At 46.1% G+C, this 620-nt stretch carries 1 pseudogene; it reads left to right on the forward strand.

Going from position 1 to position 620, the window contains the following annotated elements:
* Positions 1 to 415 (forward strand): annotated as a pseudogene (locus tag LRP49_RS25145) (alpha-amylase family glycosyl hydrolase); the annotation flags it as partial.
* Between the last annotated feature and the right edge of the window lie 205 nt (positions 416 to 620).

Genomic DNA, 620 nt, shown 5'->3' on the forward strand with positions numbered 1-620 from the left:
CGTGGATTTAAACCCCGTTCGTGCAGCCATAGATCCTACCCCTGAGCAGTCTGCCCATACATCAGTAAAAGCCCGTTTAGAATCCCTGCTAAAGGATGAGCCCACGGCACCCTACTTGTTTCCTTTTTCCGGCAATCCAAGAGAAAACATGCCTGAAGGCATACCTTTTCGCTTGATGGATTATTTAGAATTGGTCGAGTGGACAGGGCGACAGATACGTGACAATAAACGTGGTCACATTGAAAACACCTTACCGTCATTGCTCACACGGCTTGGATTAGAACCTGATTGCTGGATAAACACTTGTACCCGAATAGAGTGCGGCAACATTGTAGGCTCAGAATCAGCTGTGAAAGCCGCATTGCCCCACCTTAATCGCCAAAGGGTGTCAGGTATTAGACTACCTGATCGCTAATTTCCTCTTTTCACCCGTTGTTTATGCCTATCAGATGTTCTTCTGAGTTTTCGGCTTTTCGTAAAATGCCTAAAGGGACAAAAGGTTTGCTGATTTGCCGACGCAGACAAGTATTTGTTGCTGAATGACGCCAAAGTTGGAGGGTTCGTGGTGGAGGTTAAAGTGCTGAGCTTTGATTTCTTAGAGTGTATGTCCCAGTTAGTTC

The sequence above is a fragment of the Enterovibrio qingdaonensis genome (assembly GCF_028683135.1).
GTDB lineage: Bacteria > Pseudomonadota > Gammaproteobacteria > Enterobacterales > Vibrionaceae > Enterovibrio > Enterovibrio qingdaonensis.